This window comes from Pseudomonas alcaligenes (genome assembly GCF_014490745.1).
Classification (GTDB): Bacteria; Pseudomonadota; Gammaproteobacteria; order Pseudomonadales; family Pseudomonadaceae; genus Aquipseudomonas; species Aquipseudomonas alcaligenes_C.
This window is the reverse complement of the sequence record NZ_LZEU01000001.1, coordinates 4,749,004-4,772,970: the sequence shown is the minus strand read 5'-3', so window position 1 is coordinate 4,772,970 and position 23,967 is coordinate 4,749,004. Positions and strand designations below refer to the sequence as shown.

General features: G+C 63.6%; 22 protein-coding genes and 1 pseudogene. 17 read left to right on the top strand and 6 right to left on the bottom strand.

Translation table 11 applies throughout. The features are described from left to right. Positions 1-130 precede the first annotated feature (130 nt). Both rpmB and rpmG read left to right on the top strand, forming a co-directional pair. Complete coding sequence (gene rpmB / locus A9179_RS21925; protein ID WP_039806568.1) at positions 131-367, top strand: 50S ribosomal protein L28; 237 nt, start codon at positions 131-133, stop codon at positions 365-367. A gap of 10 nt (positions 368-377) precedes the next feature. Next, complete coding sequence (rpmG, locus tag A9179_RS21920; protein WP_013793373.1) at positions 378-533, top strand: 50S ribosomal protein L33; 156 nt, start codon at positions 378-380, stop codon at positions 531-533. A gap of 149 nt (positions 534-682) precedes the next feature. On the opposite strand, the gene A9179_RS21915 is transcribed toward rpmG, so the two are convergent. Further along, complete coding sequence (locus tag A9179_RS21915; RefSeq protein WP_187808298.1) at positions 683-1,042, bottom strand: cupin domain-containing protein; 360 nt, start codon at positions 1,040-1,042, stop codon at positions 683-685. Between the two features lie 224 nt (positions 1,043-1,266). Here A9179_RS21915 and A9179_RS21910 point away from each other — a divergent pair, with 224 nt between their 5' ends. Both A9179_RS21910 and A9179_RS21905 read left to right on the top strand, forming a co-directional pair. Beyond that, positions 1,267-2,760: an aldehyde dehydrogenase gene (locus A9179_RS21910; RefSeq protein ID WP_187808297.1), complete on the top strand. Its 1,494-nt coding sequence runs from the start codon at positions 1,267-1,269 to the stop codon at positions 2,758-2,760. Positions 2,761-2,898: 138 nt separating this feature from the next. Next, positions 2,899-4,050: an MFS transporter gene (locus tag A9179_RS21905; protein WP_187808296.1), complete on the top strand. Its 1,152-nt coding sequence runs from the start codon at positions 2,899-2,901 to the stop codon at positions 4,048-4,050. A 145-nt stretch (positions 4,051-4,195) separates the two neighbouring features. Here the strand turns inward: A9179_RS21905 and A9179_RS21900 are convergent, their stop codons facing one another. Continuing rightward, a complete protein-coding gene (locus A9179_RS21900) occupies positions 4,196-5,530 on the bottom strand; it encodes an NAD(P)/FAD-dependent oxidoreductase (RefSeq protein ID WP_187808295.1) in 1,335 nt (444 codons plus the stop codon). A gap of 171 nt (positions 5,531-5,701) precedes the next feature. Between A9179_RS21900 and A9179_RS21895 the strand changes: the two genes are divergently transcribed. Next, on the top strand, positions 5,702-6,055 hold the full coding sequence (locus tag A9179_RS21895; protein WP_187808294.1) for a YkgJ family cysteine cluster protein: 354 nt from the start codon (positions 5,702-5,704) through the stop codon (positions 6,053-6,055). Between the two features lie 20 nt (positions 6,056-6,075). On the opposite strand, the gene dadR is transcribed toward A9179_RS21895, so the two are convergent. Then, entirely contained in the window at positions 6,076-6,564 is a 489-nt protein-coding gene (gene dadR, locus A9179_RS21890; protein WP_173211121.1) for a transcriptional regulator DadR, read from the bottom strand. Positions 6,565-6,805: 241 nt separating this feature from the next. Between dadR and dadA the strand changes: the two genes are divergently transcribed. The 5 genes from dadA to A9179_RS21865 all read left to right on the top strand — a co-directional run bounded on the left by dadA (position 6,806) and on the right by A9179_RS21865 (position 10,796). Next, the gene (gene dadA, locus A9179_RS21885) at positions 6,806-8,104 is read left to right on the top strand and encodes a D-amino acid dehydrogenase (RefSeq protein WP_187808293.1); all 1,299 of its coding nucleotides are present in this window, start codon (positions 6,806-6,808) and stop codon (positions 8,102-8,104) included. Then, positions 8,079-8,432 (top strand): RidA family protein, encoded by a 354-nt coding sequence (locus tag A9179_RS21880; RefSeq protein WP_187808292.1) that lies wholly within the window; start codon positions 8,079-8,081, stop codon positions 8,430-8,432. Before dadA ends, A9179_RS21880 begins: the two co-directional genes overlap by 26 nt. A 59-nt stretch (positions 8,433-8,491) precedes the next feature. Next, a complete protein-coding gene (gene alr, locus A9179_RS21875) occupies positions 8,492-9,565 on the top strand; it encodes an alanine racemase (protein WP_187808291.1) in 1,074 nt (357 codons plus the stop codon). 105 nt (positions 9,566-9,670) lie between these two features. Next, complete coding sequence (locus A9179_RS21870) at positions 9,671-10,219, top strand: cupin domain-containing protein (protein ID WP_187808290.1); 549 nt, start codon at positions 9,671-9,673, stop codon at positions 10,217-10,219. A gap of 154 nt (positions 10,220-10,373) precedes the next feature. Further along, a complete protein-coding gene (locus A9179_RS21865) occupies positions 10,374-10,796 on the top strand; it encodes a c-type cytochrome (RefSeq protein WP_187808289.1) in 423 nt (140 codons plus the stop codon). A 75-nt stretch (positions 10,797-10,871) separates the two neighbouring features. Here the strand turns inward: A9179_RS21865 and rep are convergent, their stop codons facing one another. Next, the gene (rep, locus tag A9179_RS21860) at positions 10,872-12,881 is read right to left on the bottom strand and encodes a DNA helicase Rep (RefSeq protein WP_187808288.1); all 2,010 of its coding nucleotides are present in this window, start codon (positions 12,879-12,881) and stop codon (positions 10,872-10,874) included. 297 nt (positions 12,882-13,178) lie between these two features. On the opposite strand from rep, the gene A9179_RS21855 reads away from it, so the two are divergent. Continuing rightward, positions 13,179-14,852 carry a putative bifunctional diguanylate cyclase/phosphodiesterase gene (locus tag A9179_RS21855; protein ID WP_187808287.1) on the top strand — a complete coding sequence of 558 codons (1,674 nt, stop codon included), beginning with the start codon at positions 13,179-13,181 and terminating at the stop codon, positions 14,850-14,852. Positions 14,853-14,871: 19 nt separating this feature from the next. Here the strand turns inward: A9179_RS21855 and A9179_RS21850 are convergent, their stop codons facing one another. Beyond that, positions 14,872-16,257, bottom strand: a complete 1,386-nt coding sequence (locus A9179_RS21850) for a NorM family multidrug efflux MATE transporter (RefSeq protein ID WP_187808286.1) — start codon at positions 16,255-16,257, stop codon at positions 14,872-14,874. Between the two features lie 138 nt (positions 16,258-16,395). Between A9179_RS21850 and A9179_RS21845 the strand changes: the two genes are divergently transcribed. Continuing rightward, positions 16,396-17,322: a LysR substrate-binding domain-containing protein gene (locus tag A9179_RS21845; RefSeq protein WP_187808285.1), complete on the top strand. Its 927-nt coding sequence runs from the start codon at positions 16,396-16,398 to the stop codon at positions 17,320-17,322. Positions 17,323-17,683: 361 nt separating this feature from the next. Then, positions 17,684-18,490, top strand: coding sequence for a gamma-glutamyl-gamma-aminobutyrate hydrolase family protein (locus A9179_RS21840; RefSeq protein ID WP_187808284.1), 807 nt, complete (start codon positions 17,684-17,686; stop codon positions 18,488-18,490). A 59-nt stretch (positions 18,491-18,549) separates the two neighbouring features. Here A9179_RS21840 and A9179_RS21835 read toward each other — a convergent pair. Then, positions 18,550-19,200, bottom strand: a pseudogene (locus A9179_RS21835) (ATP-binding protein); the annotation flags it as partial. A 255-nt stretch (positions 19,201-19,455) separates the two neighbouring features. Between A9179_RS21835 and A9179_RS21830 the strand changes: the two are divergent. The 4 genes from A9179_RS21830 to A9179_RS23220 are packed head-to-tail and all read left to right on the top strand — an operon-like array spanning position 19,456 to position 23,886. Further along, positions 19,456-20,001: a TnsA endonuclease N-terminal domain-containing protein gene (locus tag A9179_RS21830; RefSeq protein ID WP_187808660.1), complete on the top strand. Its 546-nt coding sequence runs from the start codon at positions 19,456-19,458 to the stop codon at positions 19,999-20,001. Beyond that, the gene (locus tag A9179_RS21825) at positions 19,998-21,920 is read left to right on the top strand and encodes a Mu transposase C-terminal domain-containing protein (protein WP_187808283.1); all 1,923 of its coding nucleotides are present in this window, start codon (positions 19,998-20,000) and stop codon (positions 21,918-21,920) included. The genes A9179_RS21830 and A9179_RS21825 overlap by 4 nt, the downstream gene beginning before the upstream one ends. Then, positions 21,917-22,807 carry a TniB family NTP-binding protein gene (locus tag A9179_RS21820; protein ID WP_187808282.1) on the top strand — a complete coding sequence of 297 codons (891 nt, stop codon included), beginning with the start codon at positions 21,917-21,919 and terminating at the stop codon, positions 22,805-22,807. Before A9179_RS21825 ends, A9179_RS21820 begins: the two co-directional genes overlap by 4 nt. After that, entirely contained in the window at positions 22,699-23,886 is a 1,188-nt protein-coding gene (locus tag A9179_RS23220; RefSeq protein WP_394354748.1) for a TniQ family protein, read from the top strand. The genes A9179_RS21820 and A9179_RS23220 overlap by 109 nt, the downstream gene beginning before the upstream one ends. Positions 23,887-23,967: the final 81 nt, after the last annotated feature.

Here is a 23,967-nt window from a genome sequence, read left to right as displayed (position 1 = left end):
GCCCGCCTTCTGCGCAAGCAGACAAGTGCGGTAAGACCCCCGAGAAACGTGGCGCTGAGCGCCAAATGACTATTGAGTTCAAGCGGCCAACCCATGCCGGGTTGGGCATGTGGTTTTAGAGGGCTGAGGCATGTCGAGAGTCTGTCAAGTTACCGGTAAGGGTCCGGTAACCGGGAACAATATTTCCCACGCGAACAACAAAACCCGTCGTCGTTTCCTGCCGAACCTGCAGCATCACCGCTTCTGGGTCGAGTCCGAAAAGCGTTTCGTGCGTCTGCGCGTTTCCGCCAAGGGCATGCGCATCATCGACAAGCGTGGTATTGATGTAGTTCTGTCCGAGCTGCGCGCTCGCGGCGAAAAGGTTTAAGGAGCAAATCATGCGTGAACTGATCCGTTTGGTGTCCAGCGCCGGTACCGGCCACTTCTACACCACCGACAAGAACAAGCGCACCACTCCGGACAAGATCGAGATCAAGAAATACGATCCGGTCGTCCGTAAGCACGTGGCGTACAAGGAAGCCAAGATCAAGTAATTGATCCGGCTCCTGCAAAAGAACCCGCCTTATCGGCGGGTTTTTTTTGCCCGCAGAAAAGTGCGGGCGAAAAAAAGCCCGCGGGACGCGGGCACAAGTTACGCAGGATAAAAGCTTGCTTGGCGAGGCGCGCGGCCTCGCCAGCGTGATCATTTCTGCTCGAACATCACGTAGACCTTGCGGCACGGCTCCAGTACTTCCCAGGTGCCGGAGAAGCCGGCCGGGATGACGAAGCGGTCGCCGGCGCGCACGGTCTTGGCGCTGCCGTCCTGGTCGCGCAGTACCGACACGCCCTGGAGGATCTCGCAGTACTCGTGTTCGGTGTAGTTGACCGTCCAGTGGCCGATCGCGCCTTCCCAGATGCCGGCATGGAACTGGCTGCACGGGCTGCTGTAGTGGTTGCGCACGCTCTGCTCGGGGTCGCCCTTGAGAATCTTCTCGGCGGCGGGGCGGTAATGCTCGGGGGCGGTGCTGGCGCTGGCGAAGTCGACGATCTGTTCGGTTTTCATGGGCTTGTCCATGGGGTGGGTGCGGTGTGATCCGCGGTCGATCGGCAGTCTATGTTTGATAAATCGAACATTGCAAGGCGTTTGGCGGCTGCCTGTCAAAAATATTGAAAAGCCTAGGGCCTCTGGTTTAGTGTTACGGGCACGAGGGCCGGCAATCGGCCTGGCAGAATAATTGACAGTGCGTGTTGTCGATTTGCGACACGCTTTCACCGAGGATGCACTCCATGACTACCCTGACTCGTGCCGACTGGGAACAGCGCGCCAAGAGCCTGCAGATCGAAGGCCGCGCCTTCATCCACGGCGAATACACCGAGGCGGCTGCCGCTGACACCTTCGAGTGCATCAGCCCGGTCGATGGTCGCCTGCTCGGCCTGGTGGCCAGCTGCGACGCGGCCGATGCCGAGCTGGCAGTCAAGGATGCCCGTGCCACCTTCGAGTCCGGCGTGTGGTCGCGCCTGGCGCCGGTCAAGCGCAAGGAGATCATGATCCGCTTCGCCGACCTGATCGACGCCCACGCCGAGGAACTGGCCCTGCTGGAAACTCTGGACATGGGCAAGCCGATCAGCGACTCGCTGAACGTCGACGTGCCGGCTGCCTCGCGCGCCATCCGTTGGAGCGGCGAAGCGATCGACAAGATCTACGACGAAGTGGCTGCCACCGCCCATGACGAGTTGGGTCTGGTCACTCGCGAGCCGATCGGCGTGGTCGCCGCCATCGTGCCGTGGAACTTCCCGCTGCTGATGACCTGCTGGAAGCTCGGCCCGGCGCTGGCTACCGGTAACTCGATCATCCTCAAGCCGTCCGAGAAGTCGCCGCTGACCGGTATCCGTATCGCCCAGCTGGCCATCGAAGCCGGTATCCCGGCTGGCGTGTTCAACGTGCTGCCGGGCTTCGGCCACACCGTGGGCAAGGCCCTGGCCCTGCACATGGACGTCGACACCCTGGTGTTCACCGGTTCGACCAAGATCGCCAAGCAGCTGATGGTTTACGCCGGCGAGTCGAACATGAAGCGCGTCTGGCTGGAAGCCGGCGGCAAGAGCCCGAACATCGTGTTCGCCGACGCCCCGGATCTGCAGGCTGCTGCCGAAGGTGCCGCCGGCGCCATCGCCTTCAACCAGGGCGAAGTCTGCACCGCCGGCTCGCGCCTGCTGGTGGAGAACTCGATCAAGGACAAGTTCGTGCCGCTGGTGGTCGAGGCGATCAAGGCCTGGAAACCGGGCAACCCGCTGGATCCGGCGACCAACGTCGGCGCCCTGGTCGATACCACCCAGATGAACAACGTGCTGGCCTACATCCAGGCCGGCCATGACGACGGCGCCAAGCTGGTCGCCGGCGGCAAGCGCGTGCTGGAAGAAACCGGCGGCACCTACGTCGAGCCGACCATCTTCGACGGCGTGAACAACGCCATGCGCATTGCCAAGGAAGAGATCTTCGGCCCGGTTCTGTCGGTAATCGGTTTCGACAGCACCGAGCAGGCCGTGGCCATCGCCAACGACAGCATCTACGGTCTGGCCGCTGGCGTGTGGACCAGCAACCTGTCCAAGGCCCACCTGGTTGCCAAGGCCCTGCGTGCCGGCAGCGTGTGGATCAACCAGTACGACATGGGCGACATGACCGCGCCGTTCGGCGGCTTCAAGCAGTCCGGCAACGGCCGCGACAAGTCGCTGCATGCCTTCGACAAGTACACCGAGCTGAAGGCCACCTGGATCAAGCTGTAATCACCTATTGAAGGGCGCTGCGGCGCCTGAAGGTCCGCCCTTCGGGGCCGGCTCCTCGCGAGCCACACCTGCGGCCGGGTTTCCTAGGAAACCCGGCCGTTTGCTTTTTCGCGGCCAGACAATGGAAAGGACATGGCTATGCGTTGGGGAACCTATTTCGCCGTCACCGCAGCGGTGATCATCGTCGGCCTGGCGCTGGGGGTGACCCTGCCGCTGGTGTCGCTGCGCCTGGAGGGCTGGGGCTACGGGCCGTTCGCCATCGGCGTGATGGCCGCCATGCCCGCCGTCGGCGTGCTGCTCGGGGCGCGCCTGACCGGGCGCCTGGCCGGGCTGTTCGGCACGCCGCGCAGCCTGCGCCTGTGCCTGCTGGCCAGTGCAGTTTCGGTGGGCCTGCTGGCGCTGCTGCCGAGCTATCCGCTGTGGCTGCTGCTGCGCCTGTTGATCGGCATTTCCCTGACCGTGGTATTCGTGCTCGGCGAGAGCTGGATCAACCAACTGGTCGAGGATCGTCTGCGTGGGCGTCTGGTGGCGCTGTACGGCACCGGTTTCGCCTTGAGCCAGCTGTCTGGGCCGCTGCTGCTGAGTCTGATCGGCAGCGACGGCGACCTGGGTTTCTGGATCTCGGTCGGCCTGTTGGTGTGCGGCAGCCTGGTGCTGCTGGGCCACACCGGGGCGCCGCGGGTCGATGCGCACAGCGCCGCCGGGCGCGGCCTCACCACGTTCTGCCGGCAGCTGCCGGCAATTGCCTGGGCGGTGGTGCTGTTCGCTGCGTTCGAGTCGATGGTGCTGACCCTGCTGCCGGTGTACCTGCTGCGCGAAGGCTTCGCCCAGGCAACCGCGCTGCTGATGGCCAGTGTGGTGGTGGTCGGCGATGCCCTGCTGCAGCTGCCGATCGGCCTGCTCGCCGATCGCGTATCGCGCGCCCTGCTGTTCCGCGCCTGTGGCGTGATCCTGCTGCTGTCCAGCCTGGCGATTCCGTTCCTGCTGCACACGGCGCTGATCTGGCCGCTGCTGGTGCTGTTCGGTGCGTCGGCCGGCGGGCTCTACACCCTGGCGCTGATCCTGGTCGGGCAGTTCTACCGTGACGATGCGCTGGTGCGCGCCAATGCCCATATCGCCTTGCTGTGGGGCGCCGGTTGCCTGCTCGGGCCGCTGTCCACCGGGGCTGCCAGCCAGTGGCTGAGTGGCCACGCGCTGCCCGTGTTGATGGCGCTGGGGGCGCTGCTGTTCGTCTGGCTGGCCTGGCGCCGCGGTGCCTTTGCCGCACCGCGGGAGCGGGTGCCAGCCTGAGGTTGGGAAGGGCGCCGGCGGGAGATTTGGCGTCGAGCCGGGGCGGCTAGCGGCCCGGCGGGACTATTCCGAAGGCTGATGGCAGAAGGGCCCCCGCTTGCGCGGGAGCCCTTCTGGTATTGCGTTTGGCCAACGTGAAGGGTTATCAGACCAGGCCGACGGCTTCCTTTAGGCGGTACCAGGCCATGCCCAGTGCCAGCAGTGGCGAACGCAGATGCTTGCCGCCGGGGAAGGTCATGTGCGGCACCTGGTTGAACAGCTCGAAGCCGCCACCCTGCTGGCCGCTGATGGCCTCGGCCAGCAGCTTGCCGGCCAGGTGGGTGGCGTTGACGCCGTGGCCGGCATAGGCCTGGGCGTAGAACACGTTGGGCTGCTCCTTGAGGCGGCCGATCTGTGGCAGACGGTTGGCGCCGATGCCGATCATGCCGCCCCACTGGTAGTCGATCTTCACGTCTTTCAGGTGCGGGAACACCTGCAGCATCTTCGGCCGCATGTAGGCGGCGATATCCGCCGGGTCGCGGCCCGAGTAGTGGCAGGCACCGCCGAACAGCAGGCGGTTGTCGGCGGACAGGCGGAAGTAGTCCACCGTTACCCGCTGGTCGCACAGGGCCATGTTCTGCGGAATCAAGTTGCGTGCCTGGGCCGGCGACAGCGGCTCGGTGGCGATCACGTAGCTGCCGGCCGGCAGTACTTTGCCGCCGAGCTTGCTGTTGAGGCCGTTGAGGTAGGCGTTGCAGGCCAGCACCAGGGTCTTGGCGCGCACGCTGCCCTGGGCGGTGTGGACTTTCACTTCGCTGCCGTAGTCGATGCGGGTCACTGCCGAGTGTTCGAACAGCTTGACGCCGAGCGAGGCCGCAGCGGCGGCTTCGCCGAGGGCCAGGTTGAGCGGGTGCAGGTGGCCGGAGCCCATGTCGATCATGCCGCCGGCGTAGCGCTCGGAGCCGACCACCTGGTGCATCTGATCCGGCTGCAGCAGGCGCAGCTCGTGGCGGTAGCCGAGGCTTTCCAGCTCGGCCTTGTCTTCGGCGAAGTCGTCCAGGTGCGCCGGCTTGTTGGCCAGGTCACAGTAACCCCAGGTCAGGTCGCAGTTGATGTTGTACTGCTCGACCCGGCGGCGGACGATTTCCACCGCTTCCAGGCCCATCAGCTTGAGGTTGCGCACGCCGTCCTGGCCGATCACCGAGGCGAACTGTTCGACGCCGTGGCCGACACCGCGGATCAGCTGGCCGCCGTTGCGCCCGCTGGCGCCCCAGCCGACCTGATGGGCCTCCAGCAGCACCACCGAGAAGCCCTTCTGGGCCAGCTCGATGGCGGTGTTGAGACCGGAAAACCCGCCACCGACAATGCACACATCAGCCAGCTCCTCACCCGCCAGCGGCGGATAGGCCAGCTGCTGGTTGGCAGTGGCGGCGTAGTAGGAGGATGCGTGCTGGTCGCTATGCACGGCGGACTGGTGTGGCTGGTGAACGCGGGCGTTCATGTGCGAAATCCTGTTTTAGGTGTTGTTAAAATTTGACGCAGGATAAGCGCGTGACTTGCCGCTAGCCAAGAGGGGTGCGGTAAAAACTGTTTTTCCCGAAGCCGGTCGTCGTGCTGCGGGGAATGGCCGGCAGCGCCGGGTAAACTGCGCGGATCCACTGCGAGCCTGTCCATGAGCTGCATCAACCGCAAGATCGATCACCTGCGCCGACAGATTCCCGGTTTTGCCTGCGTGCCGGGCTGCCACGATTGCTGTGGCCCGGTCACCGCTTCATCCGAAGAGCTGGCACGCCTGTCGGTGAAGAGCGAGGCCGAACACGATGCCGCGCTGGCCGAGTACAACTGTGTGCACCTCGGCCCCCAGGGCTGCACGGTGTACGACCAGCGCCCGCTGATCTGCCGCCTGTTCGGCACCACGCCGAACCTGCCGTGCCCGCGCGGGCAGGGGCCGGAAGTGCCGATCGAGCCGGCGGTCGAGCGGCAAGTCCATCAGCTGATCGCCAGCACCCGCCAGCGTCTGGTCTGAGGATCGGCTGCGCGTCGGCGTCATTCCGGCACCGGCAGGCTCAGGCTCTCCTTCACCTCTTCCATGACGATGTAGGACTTCGATTCGCGCACGTGCGGCAGCTTGAGCAGGATGTCGCCGAGCAGCTTGCGGTAGCTGGCCATCTCGTTGATCCGTGCCTTCACCAGGTAGTCGAAGTCGCCGCTGACCAGGTGGCATTCCAGCACGTGGGGCAGCTTGAGCACGGCGCGGCGGAAGTCCTCGAAGGTGTCGCCGGACTTGTAGTCCAGGCTGATCTCGACGAACACCAGCAGGCTGGCCTTGAGCTGCTGCGGATTGAGGCGGGCGTGGTAGCCCATGATGATGCCTTCGCGCTCCAGGCGCCGCACCCGCTCGGTGCAGGGCGTGGTGGACAGGCCGACCCGCTCGCCCAGCTCGGTGAAGCTGATGCGCCCGTCCTCCTGGAGGATGCGCAGGATGTTGCGGTCGATCTTGTCCAGTTCGCGGCGGCTCTGGTGCTGGGTGCGCATGGCGGGCTCCGGTGGGCGGTGGCGTGTGTGGAATAGCAGAACGCGATAATTCACTGGGAGTATGCTGCAAGTCCAGCCATATCGCCTGGGTGGCTTCCTGTCAAACCGCTCTGCGTCGAGAACTAACGCCAAATGCAGTTTGATAAACAGTGAATATCGCTAGCCTCGCCTTCCTATACTGCGCCCATCGTTGGTCAAAATAACAAACGCTTGTGGCTGTGCCCGCAGCGAGGAGACGAAGATGCGTGTTCTGGTTCTTGGCAGTGGTGTGATCGGTACCGCCAGCGCCTACTATCTGGCCCGTGCCGGATTCGAGGTGGTGGTGGTCGACCGCCAGAATGGCCCGGCCCTGGAAACCAGCTTCGCCAACGCCGGCCAGGTTTCCCCTGGCTACGCCTCGCCCTGGGCCGCGCCGGGCGTACCGCTGAAGGCCATCAAGTGGCTGCTGCAGCGCCATGCGCCGCTGGCGATCAAGGCCACCGCCGATGTCGACCAGTACCTGTGGATGGCGCAGATGCTGCGCAACTGCACTGCCGCCCGCTACGCGGTGAACAAGGAACGCATGGTGCGCCTGTCCGAGTACAGCCGCGACTGCCTCGACGAGCTGCGCGCCGAAACCGGCATCGCCTACGAAGGCCGCCAGCTCGGTACCACCCAGCTGTTCCGCACCCAGGCCCAGCTCGACAACGCGGCCAAGGACATCGCCGTGCTGGAAGCTTCCGGCGTGCCCTATGAGGTGCTCGACCGCGCCGGCATCGCCCGCGTCGAACCGGCCCTGGCCAATGTCACCGACAAGCTGGCCGGCGCCCTGCGCCTGCCCAACGACCAGACCGGCGACTGCCAGATGTTCACCACCAAGCTGGCGGATATGGCCAAGGCCCTGGGCGTGGAGTTCCGCTTCGGCTGCAACATCGAGCGCCTCGACCATGCCGGCGACCGCATCAACGGCGTGTGGATCGACGGCAAGCTGGAAACCGCCGACCGCTATGTGCTGGCGCTCGGCAGCTACAGCCCGCAACTGCTCAAGCCGCTGGGCGTGCGTGCGCCGGTGTACCCGCTCAAGGGCTACTCGCTGACCGTGCCGATCACCAATGCGGCGATGGCGCCGGCCTCGACCATTCTCGACGAGACCTACAAGGTCGCCATCACCCGTTTCGACAACCGCATCCGCGTCGGCGGCATGGCCGAGATCGCCGGTTTCGACCTGAGCCTCAACCCGCGCCGCCGCGAAACCCTGGAAATGATCACCAGTGATCTGTACCCCGAGGGTGGCGATCTGGCCCGGGCCGAGTTCTGGACCGGCCTGCGTCCGACCACTCCGGACGGCACGCCGATCGTGGGCGCCACCGCTTTCCGCAACCTGTTCCTCAACACCGGACACGGTACCCTTGGCTGGACCATGGCCTGCGGCTCCGGTCGCTTCCTCGCCGACCTGATGGCCAAGAAGCGCCCGCAGATCAGCCCGGAAGGCCTGGATATTTCCCGCTACGGCAACACCAAGGAGACCCACAAGCATGCCCATCCAGCGCCTGCGCATTGAAAAGCGCTACAGCGAAATCGTCATCCATAACGGCACCGTCTACCTGGCGGGCCAGCTGGCTGACGACTACGCCGGCGACATCCGTGAGCAGACTCGCCAGACCCTGGCCAACATCGACCGCTTCCTCGCCGAGGCCGGCAGCGACAAGTCGAAGATCCTCTCGGTGACCATCTACCTCAAGGACATCGCCGCCGACTACGCCGGCCTCAACGAGGTGTACGACACCTGGGTCGCCGAAGGTGCTGCTCCGGCCCGCGCCTGCGTCGAGGCCACGCTGTACGACCCGCGGGTGCTGGTGGAAATGACCGTGGTCGCTGCCCAGAACTGATATCCCTGACTCGCCCGGCACTCGTGCCGGGCTTTTTTTACCAATAAGAAGTGCCTGCCATGCGCCCCGCCCGTGCCCTGATCGATCTCGAAGCCCTGCGCCACAACTACCGCCTCGCCCGCGAGATCAGCGGCGCCAAAGCCCTGGCGGTGGTCAAGGCCGATGCCTATGGCCACGGCGCCACGCGCTGCGCCGAGGCGCTGGCGGCGGAGGCTGACGGCTTCGCCGTGGCCTGTATCGAAGAAGCGCTGGAGCTGCGTTACGCCGGCATCCGCAAGCCGATCCTGCTGCTCGAGGGCTTCTTTGAAGAAGCCGAGCTGAGCCTGATCGACCAGCACCAGCTGTGGTGTGTGGTGCATGCCGCCTGGCAGGTCGAAGCCATCGAGCGCGCTCGTCTGGCGCGGCCGCTGCAGGTGTGGCTGAAACTCGATTCGGGTATGCACCGGGTCGGTCTGCACCCGGCTGAGTACCGCGATGCCCACGCCCGCCTGCTGGCCAGCGGCAAGGTTGAGAAGATCGTGCTGATGAGCCACTTCGCCCGCGCCGACGAGCCGGACTGCCCGCGCAGCGCCGAGCAGCTGGCGCTGTTCCACGAGGCACGCAACGGCCTGCAGGCGGAGATCAGCCTGCGCAACTCGCCGGCCATCCTCGGCTGGCCGGAAATCCCCAGCGACTGGGTGCGCCCGGGCATCATGCTGTACGGCGCCACGCCCTTCGAGCAGGCGCAGGAACAGGCTGCGCGGCTGAAGCCGGTAATGACCTTGGAATCGAAGATCATCAGCGTGCGTGAGCTGCCGGCCGGCGAGCCGGTGGGCTACGGCGCGCGCTTCGTCAGCGAGCGGCCGACCCGCGTCGGCGTGGTTGCCATGGGTTATGCCGACGGCTATCCGCGCCACGCACCGACCGGCACGCCGGTCATGGTCGATGGCCAGCTGACCCGCCTGATCGGCCGCGTATCCATGGATATGCTCACCGTCGATCTCACCGAACTGCCCCAGGCCGGCCTCGGCAGCCGGGTCGAACTGTGGGGGCGCAACGTCCTCGCCAGTGATGTCGCCCAGGTTTCGGGCAGCATTCCATACCAGCTGTTCTGCAACCTCAAGCGGGTGCCAAGGCTCTATTCCGGGGGCTGAGCAACACCCTGCAAAGGATTTGCGGAGCGAGTGTTGTAAATACTGAACACTGTTGCCATGATACGGCGATCTAACCGTGCCTGTTTCCCAAGGAGGATCCCCGCATTGGACGTCGGTGTTCGACTGCAATCTATTCGCAAACTCAAAGGCCTATCCCAGCGTGAGCTCGCCAAGCGCGCGGGAGTTACCAACAGCACCATTTCGATGATCGAGAAGAACAGCGTGAGCCCCTCGATCAGCTCGCTGAAGAAGGTGCTCGGTGGTATCCCGATGTCGTTGGTGGAGTTCTTCTCCCTCGATCTGGAGCAGGACAACCACACCCAGGTGGTGTACCGGGCCGACGAACTGACCGACCTTTCCAGCGGTGCCGTGACCATGAAGCTGATCGGCAAGGCACATCCCAGCCGGGCCATTACTTTCCTCGACGAAACCTATCCGCCGGGCTCCGATACCGGTGACGAGATGCTCAACCATGACGGCGAAGAAGCCGGCATGCTGGTCGACGGGCGTCTCGAGCTGACCGTGGGCGCCGAGGTGTTCATCCTCGAGCCGGGCGACAGCTACTACTTCGACAGCACCAAGCCACACCGCTTCCGCAATCCGTTCGACCGGCCGGCGCGTCTGGTCAGTGCCACCACACCGGCCAACTTCTGATTGAGCGGGGCGTGAGCAGGACTTTGGGTGTGCATCCAAAGTCCAATGCCCCTGCGACAAGTTGGGTTGTTCCGGCCGGCAGGTCTTACCGTTATACTGCGCCCGCTCGCGAAACCGTGGCCGCGGGCGTGACTAGCCACAATGAGGGTGTACCGTGAACCTGATCAAGAAGCTGCTGGCAGCCAACGCTGCCGTATTGGCCCTGTGGGCTGTGAGCGCTCAGGCTGCGACCAACGACGAGATCGCCGAGCGCATCAAGCCGGTCGGTGAAGTCTGTGTCCAGGGCCAAGAGTGCAAGGGCATCGAAGCCGTAGCGGCTTCTGCCGGCGGCGGCGCGAAGACGCCGGACGACATCATCGCCGGTCACTGTGGCGCCTGCCACATGGCGGGTGTGCTGGGCGCACCGAAGATCGGCGACAGCGCCGACTGGAAGAAGCGCGCCAGCGAGCAGGGCGGCCTCGACGGCCTGCTGGCCAAGGCCATTTCCGGTATCAATGCGATGCCGCCGAAAGGCACCTGCGCCGACTGCTCGGATGATGAGCTGAAAGCCACCATCAAGAAGATGTCCGGCCTGTAACAGCCCGGCTGTCGCCGAAAAAACCGCCCCTGTGGCGGTTTTTTCTTGCCCGCGATTTGTCGGCGCGGCGCGCGGCTACTTCTTCAGCAGTGCGCGCATGCTGGCCAGGGCATCGTTGCCGCGGGCGGCCTTGACCTCCACCGGCGCGTCTTCCTGGCCTTCCCAGACCAGGTCTTCCGGCGGCAGTTCGTCGAGGAAGCGGCTTGGCGTGCAGTCGATGATCTCGCCGTACTGCTTGCGCTTGGCGGCGAAGGTCAGCGCCAGGTTGCGCTTGGCGCGGGTGATGCCGACGTAGGCCAGGCGGCGCTCTTCCTCGATGGTGTCGGCCTCGATGCTGGAGCGGTGCGGGAGGATCTCCTCCTCGAAGCCGATGATGTACACCGAGGGGAATTCCAGGCCCTTGGAGGCGTGCATGGTCATCATCTGCACGCCCTCGGCGCCTTCTTCCTCTTCCTGCTGGCGTTCCAGCATGTCGCGCAGCACCAGCTTGCCGATGGCGTCCTCGACGGTCATGTCGCCGTCTTCGTCCTTGTCCAGGGTGTTCTTCAGCGCCTCGACGAGGAACCAGACGTTGCCCATGCGTGCCTCGGCGACCTTGTCGCTGGAGGCGTTCTGCCGTAGCCAGTTTTCGTAGTCGATATCCACCACCATGCTGCGGATGGCGCCGATCGGGTCGGTGCCGGCACACAGCTCGCGGATCTTGTCCATGTAGCGCTTGAAGCGCGAGAGGCGCTCGGTGTAGCGGCTGTCGAGGTGCTCACCCAGGCCGATCTCGTCGCTGGCGGCGTACATGCTGATCTTGCGCTCGGTGGCGTAGTTGCCGAGCTTCTCCAGGGTGGTCGAGCCGATCTCGCGGCGCGGTACGTTGATCACCCGCAGAAAGGCGTTGTCGTCATCTGGATTGACCAGCAGGCGGAAGTAACTCATCAGATCCTTCACCTCCTGGCGGGCGAAGAAGCTGGTGCCGCCGGACAGGCGATAGGGAATCTGGTGGTGCTGCAGCTTCAGCTCCATCAGCTTGGCCTGGTAGTTGCCGCGGTAGAGGATGGCGAAGTCGCTGTACGGGCGCTGGGTGCGCAGGTGTTCGGTGAGGATCTCCAGGGCCACCCGCTCGCACTCGGCGTCTTCGTTGCGGGTGCGGATCACGCGGATCTCGTCGCCCATGCCCATCTCGCTCCACAGCTGCTTCTCGAAGGCGTGCGGGTTGTTGGCGATGAGGGTGTTGGCGCACTTGAGGATGCGGCTGGTGGAGCGGTAGTTCTGCTCCAGCATCACGACCTTCAGCGACGGGTAGTCCTCTTTGAGCAGCATCAGGTTTTCCGGGCGCGCGCCGCGCCAGGCGTAGATCGACTGGTCGTCGTCACCGACCACGGTGATCTGGTTGCGCATGCCCACCAGCAGCTTCACCAGCAGGTACTGGCTGGAGTTGGTGTCCTGGTACTCGTCCACCAGCAGGTAGCGGATGCGGTTCTGCCACTTCTCGAGGATGTCCTTGTGCTCCTGGAACAGCTTCACCGGCAGCAGGATCAGGTCGTTGAAGTCCACCGCGTTGTACGCCTTGAGCGTGCGCTGGTAGTGCAGGTAGACGATGGCGGCGGTCTGCTCCTTGGGGTTGCGCGCATTGGCCAGCGCCTCCTCGGGCAGGATCAGGTCGTTCTTCCAGCTGTCGATGTAGTTCTTGACCTCGTCGGCGCCGTCATCGCCGGCGTATTCCTTCTGCATGATGTCGGTCAGCAGGGCCTTGATGTCGCCGTCGTCGAAGATCGAGAAGCCCGGCTTGTAGCCCAGCGCCGCGTATTCCTTGCGGATGATGTTCATGCCCAGGTTGTGGAAGGTCGACACGGTCAGGCCGCGCGCCTCGGAGCCCTTGAGCAGGGTGCCGACGCGCTCCTTCATCTCGCGCGCGGCCTTGTTGGTGAAGGTCATGGCGACGATGTGGCGGGCCTGGATGCCGCAGTTCTGCACCAGGTGGGCGATCTTGCGGGTGATCACGCTGGTCTTGCCGGAGCCGGCACCGGCGAGCACCAGCAGCGGGCCGCCGACGTAGTTCACGGCCTCTTGCTGCCGGGGATTGAGTCGGGACATGACGGGAATCGAAGTCGGAAAAAACGAGGCGGGCATTCTAACAGGGCCAGACTGACCACGGGCCGTCGGCGAAGGTTCACTCCGTCGGGGTGTCTCTCTGGATAAAAAGCTTCAGGAATGTGTGATAAGTCACTATTTTTAAAGATCATGTACGATTGTTCCGCCCGTCCGCGGTTGCCGCTGCTATGCCTTTCCCGCAGGATGCGCAGAAAGCTGCACAAGGACGAGCAGACAGAGACGCCGAGTACGGCGCATGCAGACGAGGTAAGTCTGTCTTGATGACCCCGGGGAGGTCGTTTGTCCGCGCTAGTCGAACCTTTGCGCCTGGTCCTGCTGGCTGAGCAGCCGGAATGGGCCGCCTTGCTGCGTACGCGGCTGGCGGCGCTGGGCAACGGCTATCCGCTGATTACCGCCCCGACCTGGGAAGCGGCCTGCAGCCTGTTCGACAACCCCTACGAAGGCCTGCTGCTGACCACTCCGGCCTGCCAGCCGGCCCCCGGGCTGTGCCCGCTGCCGGTGGTACTGCTGCTCGACGAGGAACCGCAGCAGGCGCCCGCCGATGTCTACGACTGGCTGGTGCGCGACCACCTGAGTACCGACCAGCTGCGCCGCTGCCTGCGTTACGCCGCCGAACGCAGCCAGCTGCAGAACACCCTGCAGCGCCTGGCCGAGCAGGATCCGCTGACCGGCATCGCCAACCGCCAGGGCTTCCATACCCTGCTCGCCGCCCACCTGGCGGAATACCGCGGGCGTGGCCTGTCCCTCGGCCACCTCGACCTGGACAACTTCAAGCACGTCAACGACGCCCTCGGCCACCAGGCCGGCGACCGCCTGATCCTGCAGGTGGTGGCGCGACTCAAGGGGCAGCTGGAGGCCGGCGACCGCCTGGCCCGCCTGGGCAGCGACGAGTTCGCCCTGCTGCTGGATACCCGCCGCGACCCGCTGCGCGCCGAGCAGGTTGCCGAGCGCATCAGCGAGGCCCTGGCCGAGCCCTACTGGATCGATGGCGAGAGCCTGCTGCTCGGCAGCAGCCTGGGCATCGCCCATGCCCGCGCCGATGCCGGCGCCGACCCGCTGATGTGGCACGCGCACATCGCCATGCAGCAGGCCAAGGCGGCCCAGGGCTGCACCTACCGTATCTACGACGAGCGCATCAACCGCAGCGCACGTAGCCTGGCCGACCTGGAAAGCGAGCTGCGCCGCGCCCTGCGCCGCGACGAGCTGGAGCTGCACTACCAGCCGCGGCTGTGCCTGCAGAGCGGGCGCATCGTCGGCATCGAGGCGCTGGTGCGCTGGCGCCACAGCGAACGCGGGCTGCTCGGCCCGGACGAATTCGTGCCGCTGGCCGAAGAGAGCGGGCTGATCGTGCCGCTTGGCTACTGGGTGATTTCTCGCGCCCTGCGCGACATGCAGTGGCTGCGCGGGCGCGGCCTGCCGGCGCTGCACATGGCGGTCAACCTGTCGTTCCGCCAGTTCCAGGACAGCCAGCTGCTGAGCACCCTGGAGCGCCTGATCGAGGAGCGCGGGGTGGATGCACAGTGGCTCGAGTTCGAGCTGACCGAAACCGCCGTGATGCGCCGCAGCGACCAGGTGCAGCAGACCATGCAGGCCCTCGGCCGCCTCGGCGTGCGTTTCTCGCTGGACGACTTCGGTACCGGTTTCTCCTCCTTCGTGCACCTCAACAACCTGCCGATCACCCTGCTGAAGATCGACAAGAGCTTCGTCGGCGGCATGGGCGAGCGTTCGGAAAACCGCCAGCTGGTGCGGGCGATGATCAACCTGGCGCACAACCTCCATCTGGAGGTGGTCGCTGAGGGCGTGGAGAACGCCGAGCAGCTGGCCCTGCTGCGCCAGTTCGGCTGTGACCAGGTGCAGGGCTACATGATCAGCAAGGCCCTGCCGCTGGCCGATCTGGCGCGCTTCCTGGTGTTCGGCATGCGCCAGCCATTGCTGGCCGCACTGCCCTCCTAGGCCGCTCGCCCGCCCGATCCTACGACAGGCAGGTCTCGCCCGCGGCCACAGCAGGCCGCAGCAGCTGCGCGGTCTTCCATTCGAAGGCCAGGGTCAGGCCGATGGCCGCGCAGGCCAGGCCGCCAGCCAGCCCCCACCACACGCCTTCGGCACCCCAGCCGAGGGCAAAGGCCAGCAGCCAGGCCAACGGTGCGCCGATCGCCCAGTAGCAGGCCAGGCCGACCAGGAAGGTGGTCTTGCCATCCTTGAGGCCGCGGATGGCGCCCATGGCGATGGTCTGGATACCGTCGAACAGCTCGAACCAGGCGGCTACCGCCAGCAGGCCGACGGCCAGGCTGGCGATCTCGGCGAAGGCCGGGTCGTGCGCATCGAGGAACATCCCCACCACCCACTGCGGCGCCAGCCAGAACAGCAGGGCGAAGCCGAGCATGCACACGCCGCCCACGCCGATGCCCAGGCGCCCGGCGCGGCGCGCCTCGCGCATGCGCCCGGCGCCATAGTGCTGACCGATGCGGAAGGTGGTGGCGTAGGAGATGCCCACCGGCACCATGAAGGCCACGTATACCGACATGATCGCGATCTGGTGCGCGGCCAGCGCATGGCTGCCGATGGCGCCCATGCACAGGGTGGCGAAGGCGAACAGGCCGGACTCCACCGCATAGGTGCCGCCAATCGGCAGGCCCAGGCGCAGCAGTTCCTTGAGCTCGGCCAGGCGCGGTTGCAGCAGGCCCTGGCGCAGCGGGTAGGCGGCATAGGCCGGATGGCGCAGCAGGTAGAGGAACAGCAGCAGGGTCATGGCATTGGCCACCACTGCGGTGACCAGGCCGATGCCGGCCAGACCCAGCGGCGGCAGGCCGAACCAGCCGTGGATCAGTGCCCAGTTGAGGGCGAAGTTGGCGATGGCGCCGCCGATGCTGATGGCCATCACCGGCCCCGGCCGGCCGATGGCCGCCGGGAAACCGCGCAGGGCCATGAAACCCAGGTAGCCGGGCAGGGCGAACACCAGGGTGGAGAGGAACTGCTGGGCGCCCGCGATGTTGTGTGGCTCTTGACCAAAATGGGCCAGCAGCGGGCCAAGGTTCCACAGCAGCAGGCCGCTGGCCAGGGCCAGGCCGCCGGCCAGCCACAGACCGTTCTGCGCCAGGCGGGTGACCCCGGCCGTGTCGCCGGCGCCGTGGCGAATGGCGACCAGGTTGCCGACTGCGGCCAGCACGCCGACGCAGAAGATCGAGACGAACGAATAGCTGGCCGCGCCGAGGCCGCCGGCGGCCAGTTCGGCGGGGCCGAGCTTGCCCATCATCAGGGTGTCGGTGAACACCATCAGCACGTGGGCCAGCTGGGCGGCGATCAGCGGGCCGGCCAGGCGGAAGATGGCGAGGAGTTCGTTGCGGATCGCGTAAGGCATGAGTCAGGCTCAATCATCAGGCTTGCCGGCCCGAGTCGGGCGAGCGGAGAATCAGCTTATTCTGTTGATTCGGCCGGGATGGCACAAAAGGAAAAAAGCGATGCTTGGCATGATTAAAACTCATGAAATGGCCGCCCGGTGAGCCGCCGTCTGCCACCGCTCTATGCCCTGCGCGCCTTCGAGGCTGCCGCCCGGCATGCCTCTTTCACCCGCGCCGCCGAGGAGCTGGCCATCACCCAGAGTGCGGTGAGCCGGCATATCCGCACCCTGGAAGAGCATTTCGCCTGCCGCCTGTTCGAGCGCAGCGGGCGCAACCTGCGCCTGAGCGAGAGCGCACGGCTGCTCTTGCCCGGCGTGCGCGACGGTTTCGATGCGCTGGAGCGGGCCTGCACGGCGCTGAGTGCCGACGACGCCACCCTGCGCCTGAAGGCGCCCTCGACCTTGACCATGCGCTGGCTGCTGGCGCGGCTGTCGCGCTTTCGCCAGCGCAATGCCGACATCGAAGTGCAGCTGACCAGCGCCTGGATGGACGTGGACAAGGTCGATTTCCATCACGAGCCGTTCGACTGCGCGGTACTGCTGAGCAATGGCAGCGCCTTTCCCGAGGAGTGGGAAAGCGTCGAGCTGTTCGCCGAATGGCTGATTCCGGTCTGTGCGCCGGAGGCGGCCGCCGCCGGGCCCTGGGATCTGCCGCGTCTGCAGGCCAGCGAGTTGCTCCATCCGACCCCGGATCGCCGCGACTGGCGGCGCTGGCTGCAAGCCATGCAGCTGGGCGAGCAGGTGCCACTCAAGGGCGGGCAGGTGTTCGACACCCTGGAGCTGGGCATAGTCGCCGCCGCACGCGGCTACGGGGTATCGATCGGTGACCTGGTGATGATCGCCGAGGATGCCGAGCAGGGTCGCCTGGGCCTGCCCTGGCCCTCGGCGGTGGCCAGCGGCGACAGCTACTACCTGGTGTGGCCGAAGGGTCGCCGCGGCGAGGAGCGCCTGCGCCGCCTGCGCGAGTTCCTGCTCGGCGAGGTGGCGCAGATGCGCCTGCCGGCGGTGCAGCGCATTGCCGGCTGAGGTACTGGCCTTTCAGGATTTCATACGGTTGGCGTAAAAAATAATGGACCATCGCGCCGGGATCCTGCCGGCTTCACGCCGCTAATGCGCCGTCATTCGGCCGCTCTGGCTCCAGGCGCGGTCTGATTCTCAAACGCTATCGGCTTGAAATGTTTGACATATTTTACGGCTCAGGCAGACTGTGTGGGCGGTTCGTCTGTTCATGCGGCCGTCGCGGGAGGTTCGTTACCTTCCATTCCCATGCCTCCAGGCGAGGCCCAGCTACGCCGCCGACAGACGGAAACCGTGCCAAACAGGTAGCGCGTCGATCTCCCGACCCACCTGCACAGCAACGGCAGGCCGACCTGCCCCAAGGTGACGTATGTCCAACAACAACAGTGCCAAGAACACTTCTTCTGCCAAACGCAAACCCGTCGTGCTGATGTCCATGGGCGCCCAAGAGCGCAAGGGCCACGACTACCAGGTGATGACCCACAAATACATCAAGCCGCTGGTGGAGATCGCCGGCTGTGTACCGGTATTGGTGCCCACCTGCTGCGGTACCGAAGACCTCGAGCAATACCTCGACATGGCTGACGGCGTGTACCTGACCGGCGCCGGCTCGAACATCGATCCGGTGCTCTACGGCCAGGAAAACCTGACTCCCGAGAAAGGCCAGGATCGCGACCGCGACCTGTTCGACCTGCCGCTGATCAAGGCCGCCATCGCCCGTGGCCTGCCGATCTTCGGCATCTGCCGTGGCATGCAGGAAATCAACGTGGCCCTCGGTGGCGACATGTACCAGAAGGTGTATGCCGAGCCGGGCTTCAACGACCATCGGGAAAACACCGAAGACCCGGTCGCCGTGCAGTACGCCGAGGCACACAAGGTGCGCCTGCAGCCGAACTCCTGGCTGGCCAAGCTGATGCAGAGCGAAGAAATCGGCGTCAACTCGCTGCATGGCCAGGGCATCAAGACCCTGGGCAAGGGCCTGGAAGTGCTGGCCCGTGCCGAAGACGGCCTGGTCGAGGCCTTCCATGCGCCGAGCCTGTCGCCGTTCCTGTTCGCCGTGCAGTGGCATCCGGAGTGGCAAGCCGCGCAGAACCCGGACTCGGTGAAGATGTTCCAGGCCTTCGGCGAAGCCTGCCGTCAGCGTCAGGCCGGCCCGGTTTACGATCTGGCCAGCTGATGCGCGCCGGCTGATCCAGCCGCAATGAACAAGCCCGGCCGTTGCCGGGCTTTTTCGTTTCAGGCCGACGCCGGGCGGTATTGCAGGGCCTCGGCCAGGTGCGCCCGGGCAATCTGCGTTACGCCTTCCAGGTCGGCCAGGGTGCGCGCCACCTTGAGCAGGCGGTGGGCGGCGCGCAGCGACAGACCGAGGCGCTCGCAGGCCTGTTCCAGCCACTGGCGATCCACGAGGGCCAGCGCACAATGCTGGTGCAGGCCGCTCAGCTCGAGAAAGGCATTGGCACAGCCCTGCCGCTGCATCTGCCGCTGGCGCGCGGCGGCCACCTGCTGCGCCACCTCGGCGCTGCCCGGGCCGGGCGCCGGGCCGGGGCCGAGGGCAGTGCTTTCGCGGGCCACGGTCAGGTGCAGGTCGATGCGGTCAAGCAGCGGCCCGGACAGCTTGCCGCGGTAGCGCTGGATCTGTTCCGGGGTGCAGCGGCAGCGCCCGCCGGGATCGCCGAGGTAGCCGCAGGGGCAGGGGTTCATCGCCGCCACCAGCTGGAAGCGCGCCGGGAAGCGCACCTTGTCGCGGGCCCGGGCAATCACGATCTGGCCGCTCTCCAGCGGCTCGCGCAGCACCTCCAGCACCTTCCGGTCGAACTCCGGCAGCTCGTCGAGAAACAGCACGCCCTGGTGGGCCAGGGTGATCTCCCCGGGTTGCGGGCGGCTGCCACTGTCGGCTTTCGAAATAGATGCAAAGCAGCTAGGCTAGAGGCCTAGAAGCGCTGTTATGGTCATTGGAAATGGATGCGAATATCCTCGCAAATAGGTGCGACAGAGCTAAAGATGAGCGTTAATAGCTGCGACCAGCCTAAGCAGATAAGACGTATCAAACCCACCCGACGTAGCGTGTCGGGTTTTCTGCCGTTCCGGGACGTGGGAGGAATTCCTTTTGAGTCTCTGCTTGAGCGCGATTTCCTCAAAAGGATGAAGTTCAACTACCGCGTCCAGTCGGTGGTCGCTCAGCCGATCGCAGTTGGGTTCGTTGACTCGCTAGGTCGCCCGCAGACCTATACGCCCGACTACTTGGTTTATTTCGACCAAGGCGACGCCGACTATCGGGACTACATCAAGCCAATGCTGGTGGAGGTCAAGCCGGCGTATGAGTGGCGCGAGCATTGGCGGAAATGGTCGGGGAAATGGAAGGCTGCACGTCGCTATGCGATTCAAGAGGGATGGACCTTCAGCATCTACGACGAGTCTCGTATTCGAGGCTTGGGGTTGGAGAACATCGTGTTCCTGGAGCGGTTCGAGCGGATGGCTTTCGATCAGGAAGACATCGATATGGTGTTGAAAACGCTGAGTGAAATGGAGATTGCGCCAGTGCACTACCTGCTAGCTCGGCACTTCAGGGGGATCTATCGCGGGAGAGGCGTTGCCTTGCTATGGCACCTCATTGCGACCAGAAAGATCGAGTGCGACATCAACGAACCCTTGGACGAGTATCTTGAGGTTTGGGTGATCGCACCATGAATCTTTATGAAGTCGACGTTGAAGAGCATCTGCTGCCGTTCGAGCCAACCAGAGCGCGGGTGGCCATCGAAGTCGGCGCGGTAGTACGCCGCGAACAGCAGATTTTCCGCATCGTCCAGATTTTGGACTTCCAGAACGTCATTGGTGTGGAGGTGGAATCGGGAAGGAGCGCGGCGCTGCGAGTCTCTGAGCTGAGCGCTGTTGAGCAAGAGAAAGTCGATGGTCTCTATGCGAACTATGACATTGCGACGATCAGCTCAGCCGAGTGGGCTGTGGCTCAACAGCGCTTCTCAGCAATCCAGCCTTTCATCAACAACGCAGTGACTCCCAAAGACAGCGTTGAGAAGCGGGCAAAGGAAGTTGGCGTCGATACCGCCACTCTTTACCGTTGGTTGGAACGATATCGAAACTGGAACGAGGTGCTCGCGCTGATTCCGAGAAGGCGCGGATGGAAGGCAGGAAGTAGCCGTCTGACGATTGAGGCTGAGAAGCTCATCAACGAAGTCATCGACCAGCATTATCTGAATCTGCAGCGGCCAACCATTCAGTCTGCGATCGCGGAAGTAGAACGACGTGCAAAGGCCTTAGGTATCACGCCACCGGGAGCTTCGGCCGTCCGCGCGCGGATCAAGCGCATCCCCGAAAAGCATTCCTTGCGAAAGCGTGGATACGCCGACAAAGCGAAAAACAGACATACCCCTTCAGTCGGAAAATTCCCCGGAGCGGATTACCCACTTGAGGTCGTGCAGATCGACCATACGCCCGTTGACCTGATCATCGTCGACGACCAACACCGCATGCCTATTGGGCGGCTCTGGTTAACCCTAGCCATTGATGTCCATTCGCGGATGATTGTCGGCTACTACCTGTCTCTAGAAGAGCCATCCGAGATTTCCGTCGCCATGTGCATCGCTCATTCGGTGCTGCCGAAGGAGAACTGGTTGCATCTGCACCACATCGATGGTGAATGGCCTGTTTGGGGTTTCCCGCGAATCGTTCATTCCGACAACGGACCGGATTTCCGTGCTGAAAACATTCGCCGGTCCTGCTCGAACTACAACATCGAGAACATATTCAGGCCTGTGAAGGTTCCCAAATACGGTGGCCACATTGAGCGCTTGATTGGATCGTTCATGCGCATGGTGCACGAGCTTCCGGGCACGACCTTCAGTAATACTTTCGCTCGTGACGGCTATAACTCGGAGAAGAACGCCGCACTGACGATGGACGATTTTGAAAAATGGCTGGTCCGATCAATTCTTCGGTACCACCAGGAGCCTCACTCTGCGATCTACATGAGCCCTGCTCGCAAGTGGCAGATCGGGTTCTTTGGAAATCGCGAACTAGATCCCCTGGTGGGTATTCCTGCTAGACCTTCAGATCCGCTAACCGTCCAGCTTGACTTCATGCCGTCCTTCACGCGGACCATTCAGCCGTATGGCGTGCAGATCGACGTGTTCTACTACTCCGAGGCTCTTCGTCATTGGATCAATACGAAGGATCCAGGGACTGGGTTAGCGAGGAAGTTTGTTTTCCGGCGGGACCCCAGAGACATCAGCGTCGTCTGGTTCTATGACCCTGTGCTGAAGCAGTACTTCCGCGTGCCGGTCGCCAACCAGGCATTCCCAGCTGCCACTGTTTGGGAGTACAAGGCCGCTAAGCGCAAGGCAACTGAGGAAGGGCGTAAGCACATCGACGATGCGCTGATTGCCAGGCTGATCATTGAGAATCGAGAGCTGGTAGAACTTGCATCTGGCAAGACGAAGAAAGCTCGCCGAGAGGCGCAGCGCCACCGTGTTCACCGCGAGAACGCGACCCCAGCTGTCCCCAAAAAATCGCCACCTAAGCCTGTCGAGGAAATGCTCTCCACCGATGGACTACTGCTTGATGATGTTGATCTGATCGGAGATATCAAATGAGCAGTGACTTCTCCCACCTTCTCGCAGACTTTAGACCTGTTTTACAGCTGTCAGATCGTGAGCGGATTCGCTTCATGGGGGAGCCCCGATGGATTGGGTATCAGGCAGCTCACAGTATCCTCGACACGCTTGAGAGCCTATTGGAAGCGCCGAAGCGACCGAGGATGCCAAATCTTCTAATCGTGGGCGAGCCGAACAATGGTAAGACCACAATTGTTCGGCAGTTCCTCAAAACCCATGAAGGTTACGTGGATGAGAACTCGGAACCTGTCCGGCCGGTGATTCTTGCTGAAGCACCTCCTTCTGCAGATGAGAAGGATCTCTACGTCGCGATACTTGAAACCTTATGGATGCCTTATCGAACAACGGACTCGAAATTGACGTTGCGGTATCAGGTCATTCATTCGCTGCGCGAACTGAAGGTCCGCATGCTGATCATTGACGAGATCCACTCTATGTTGACGGGATCCGCTATCAAGCAGCGTGAGGTCATGAACGCGCTCAAGAAGCTGTGCAACGAATTGGTGATCCCTATCGTTGGCGTCGGTACGCCAGATGCGGTGCAGATTCTTCATCTAGATCCTCAGCATGCGAGCCGATTCGATGTAGTTAAGCTGGCCACATGGAAGCTGAATGCTGACTTTCAGAGGATGCTGAAGGCGTTTGAAGCGGTGTTACCGTTGAAGCAGCCATCGGAGCTGTACAAGCCGGAGCTTGCACAGTTAATTCACTCGATATGTAACGGGAACACTGGTGACCTTCATAGCCTGCTTATCGAGTGCGCAAAGGAAGCGATCACCTCTGGCAAGGAGTGCATCGACCGAAAGCTTATCGAGAGCAAATCGTGGGTGCGCCCTACTCGTGGCATTCGGGAGCGCGTGGTCTAGCGCCCCGTTGGCCGCTAACTCCTCCGCTGCTGGCTGACGAGCTGCTTTCATCGTGGCTGGTGAGAACGGCATTGGCCCACGGGTGCCCGATATCTTCGCTGACTTATGCCGTATGGCCGCGAGTTCGTGCTTGGACAAGGGATCTCGATAGGGGATTGGATCATCAGCGGCTTATAGCTCTTGCCGAAATCACTGATCTCTCTGTGTCCCAAGTAGCTGCAGCGACTCTTGCTCCTGCGGCTCGATCTCTACGGCTTGCCTCTGAAACGCTGCCTATTGGAACTTGGCCTTGGATTCTGGCCCTAGGCTGCCGTAACAGATCGCACGCAGGAGGGCTTCAGTGCTGTCCGGAATGTATTGCTGATCCAACGCCTCACTACCTGATCCAAGGGCGCCTTGCCTGGCATACAGCCTGCGCAAAACATCAGGTTCAGTTGATTGATCGATGCCCCCACTGTTTTGCGCCGCTCCAGCCAGGGCTCCTACTTCCAGGGGCCAGCATTTGTCGTTGCCACCGGTGTAGATGGCCACTTGGCGAATGCCAGCGGATCCCGTCCAAACCTTCAGCGCTAGCTTTCCAAGCGCACGTGGACCGGTCTTTAGGGCATACCATAGCTTTTGGGCGGGTTGAGCTGACTTTCTCCGAGTGGATGTTTGTAGCCCGCGTCATGATTGGATTTTTGCAGGGGGCGGCGAGGTATTGCTCTGCCGAAGCCGCGGGCTTCTTCCGGGCGATAGGAATTGAGCCCTCAAACCTTCAGCCAATAGCCACTGGATTGCAGCTCGAATACTTAGGGCCGGTTGAGCGTGCTGGGTTGATCGAGAGTGTATGGGCAATAATGCGCGCAGGCCCTGAGAGGTTTATGGATCTAGCGGCTAACGCCTCGCTCCCGGCATCCGTCTTGCCGATTCCAGCAAAAGGATCTCCCGACATACTAGTTCGCATGGCGTCGGTGCTGAAAAAGCGTACAAGAGCCAGGACAGATAAGCCGGATCATCAGTATCCCCGCAAGCCACGCGAGGTATTACGGATGTGGCTGCGTTTGCAAAGAAGGATGCGTAGAAATGGCGGCGGATGAATCGCCCCTTAAGTTAGGGTGCGAGGCCTGCGGGCGAGCAATGGCCAAGGCTTCTAAGGTTCACGAGGGGAAGAAGTACTG

Bases quoted from the DNA above. Each gene is read 5' to 3' on its own strand.
- rpmB (WP_039806568.1), top strand. From the start codon at position 131: ATGTCGAGAGTCTGTCAAGTTACCGGTAAGGGTCCGGTAACCGGGAAC.
- rpmG (WP_013793373.1), top strand. From the start codon at position 378: ATGCGTGAACTGATCCGTTTGGTGTCCAGCGCCGGTACCGGCCACTTC.
- A9179_RS21915 (WP_187808298.1), bottom strand. From the start codon at position 1,042: ATGAAAACCGAACAGATCGTCGACTTCGCCAGCGCCAGCACCGCCCCC.
- A9179_RS21910 (WP_187808297.1), top strand. From the start codon at position 1,267: ATGACTACCCTGACTCGTGCCGACTGGGAACAGCGCGCCAAGAGCCTG.
- A9179_RS21905 (WP_187808296.1), top strand. From the start codon at position 2,899: ATGCGTTGGGGAACCTATTTCGCCGTCACCGCAGCGGTGATCATCGTC.
- A9179_RS21900 (WP_187808295.1), bottom strand. From the start codon at position 5,530: ATGAACGCCCGCGTTCACCAGCCACACCAGTCCGCCGTGCATAGCGAC.
- A9179_RS21895 (WP_187808294.1), top strand. From the start codon at position 5,702: ATGAGCTGCATCAACCGCAAGATCGATCACCTGCGCCGACAGATTCCC.
- dadR (WP_173211121.1), bottom strand. From the start codon at position 6,564: ATGCGCACCCAGCACCAGAGCCGCCGCGAACTGGACAAGATCGACCGC.
- dadA (WP_187808293.1), top strand. From the start codon at position 6,806: ATGCGTGTTCTGGTTCTTGGCAGTGGTGTGATCGGTACCGCCAGCGCC.
- A9179_RS21880 (WP_187808292.1), top strand. From the start codon at position 8,079: ATGCCCATCCAGCGCCTGCGCATTGAAAAGCGCTACAGCGAAATCGTC.
- alr (WP_187808291.1), top strand. From the start codon at position 8,492: ATGCGCCCCGCCCGTGCCCTGATCGATCTCGAAGCCCTGCGCCACAAC.
- rep (WP_187808288.1), bottom strand. From the start codon at position 12,881: ATGTCCCGACTCAATCCCCGGCAGCAAGAGGCCGTGAACTACGTCGGC.
- A9179_RS21850 (WP_187808286.1), bottom strand. From the start codon at position 16,257: ATGCCTTACGCGATCCGCAACGAACTCCTCGCCATCTTCCGCCTGGCC.
- A9179_RS21840 (WP_187808284.1), top strand. From the start codon at position 17,684: ATGTCCAACAACAACAGTGCCAAGAACACTTCTTCTGCCAAACGCAAA.
- A9179_RS21830 (WP_187808660.1), top strand. From the start codon at position 19,456: ATGAAGTTCAACTACCGCGTCCAGTCGGTGGTCGCTCAGCCGATCGCA.
- A9179_RS21825 (WP_187808283.1), top strand. From the start codon at position 19,998: ATGAATCTTTATGAAGTCGACGTTGAAGAGCATCTGCTGCCGTTCGAG.
- A9179_RS21820 (WP_187808282.1), top strand. From the start codon at position 21,917: ATGAGCAGTGACTTCTCCCACCTTCTCGCAGACTTTAGACCTGTTTTA.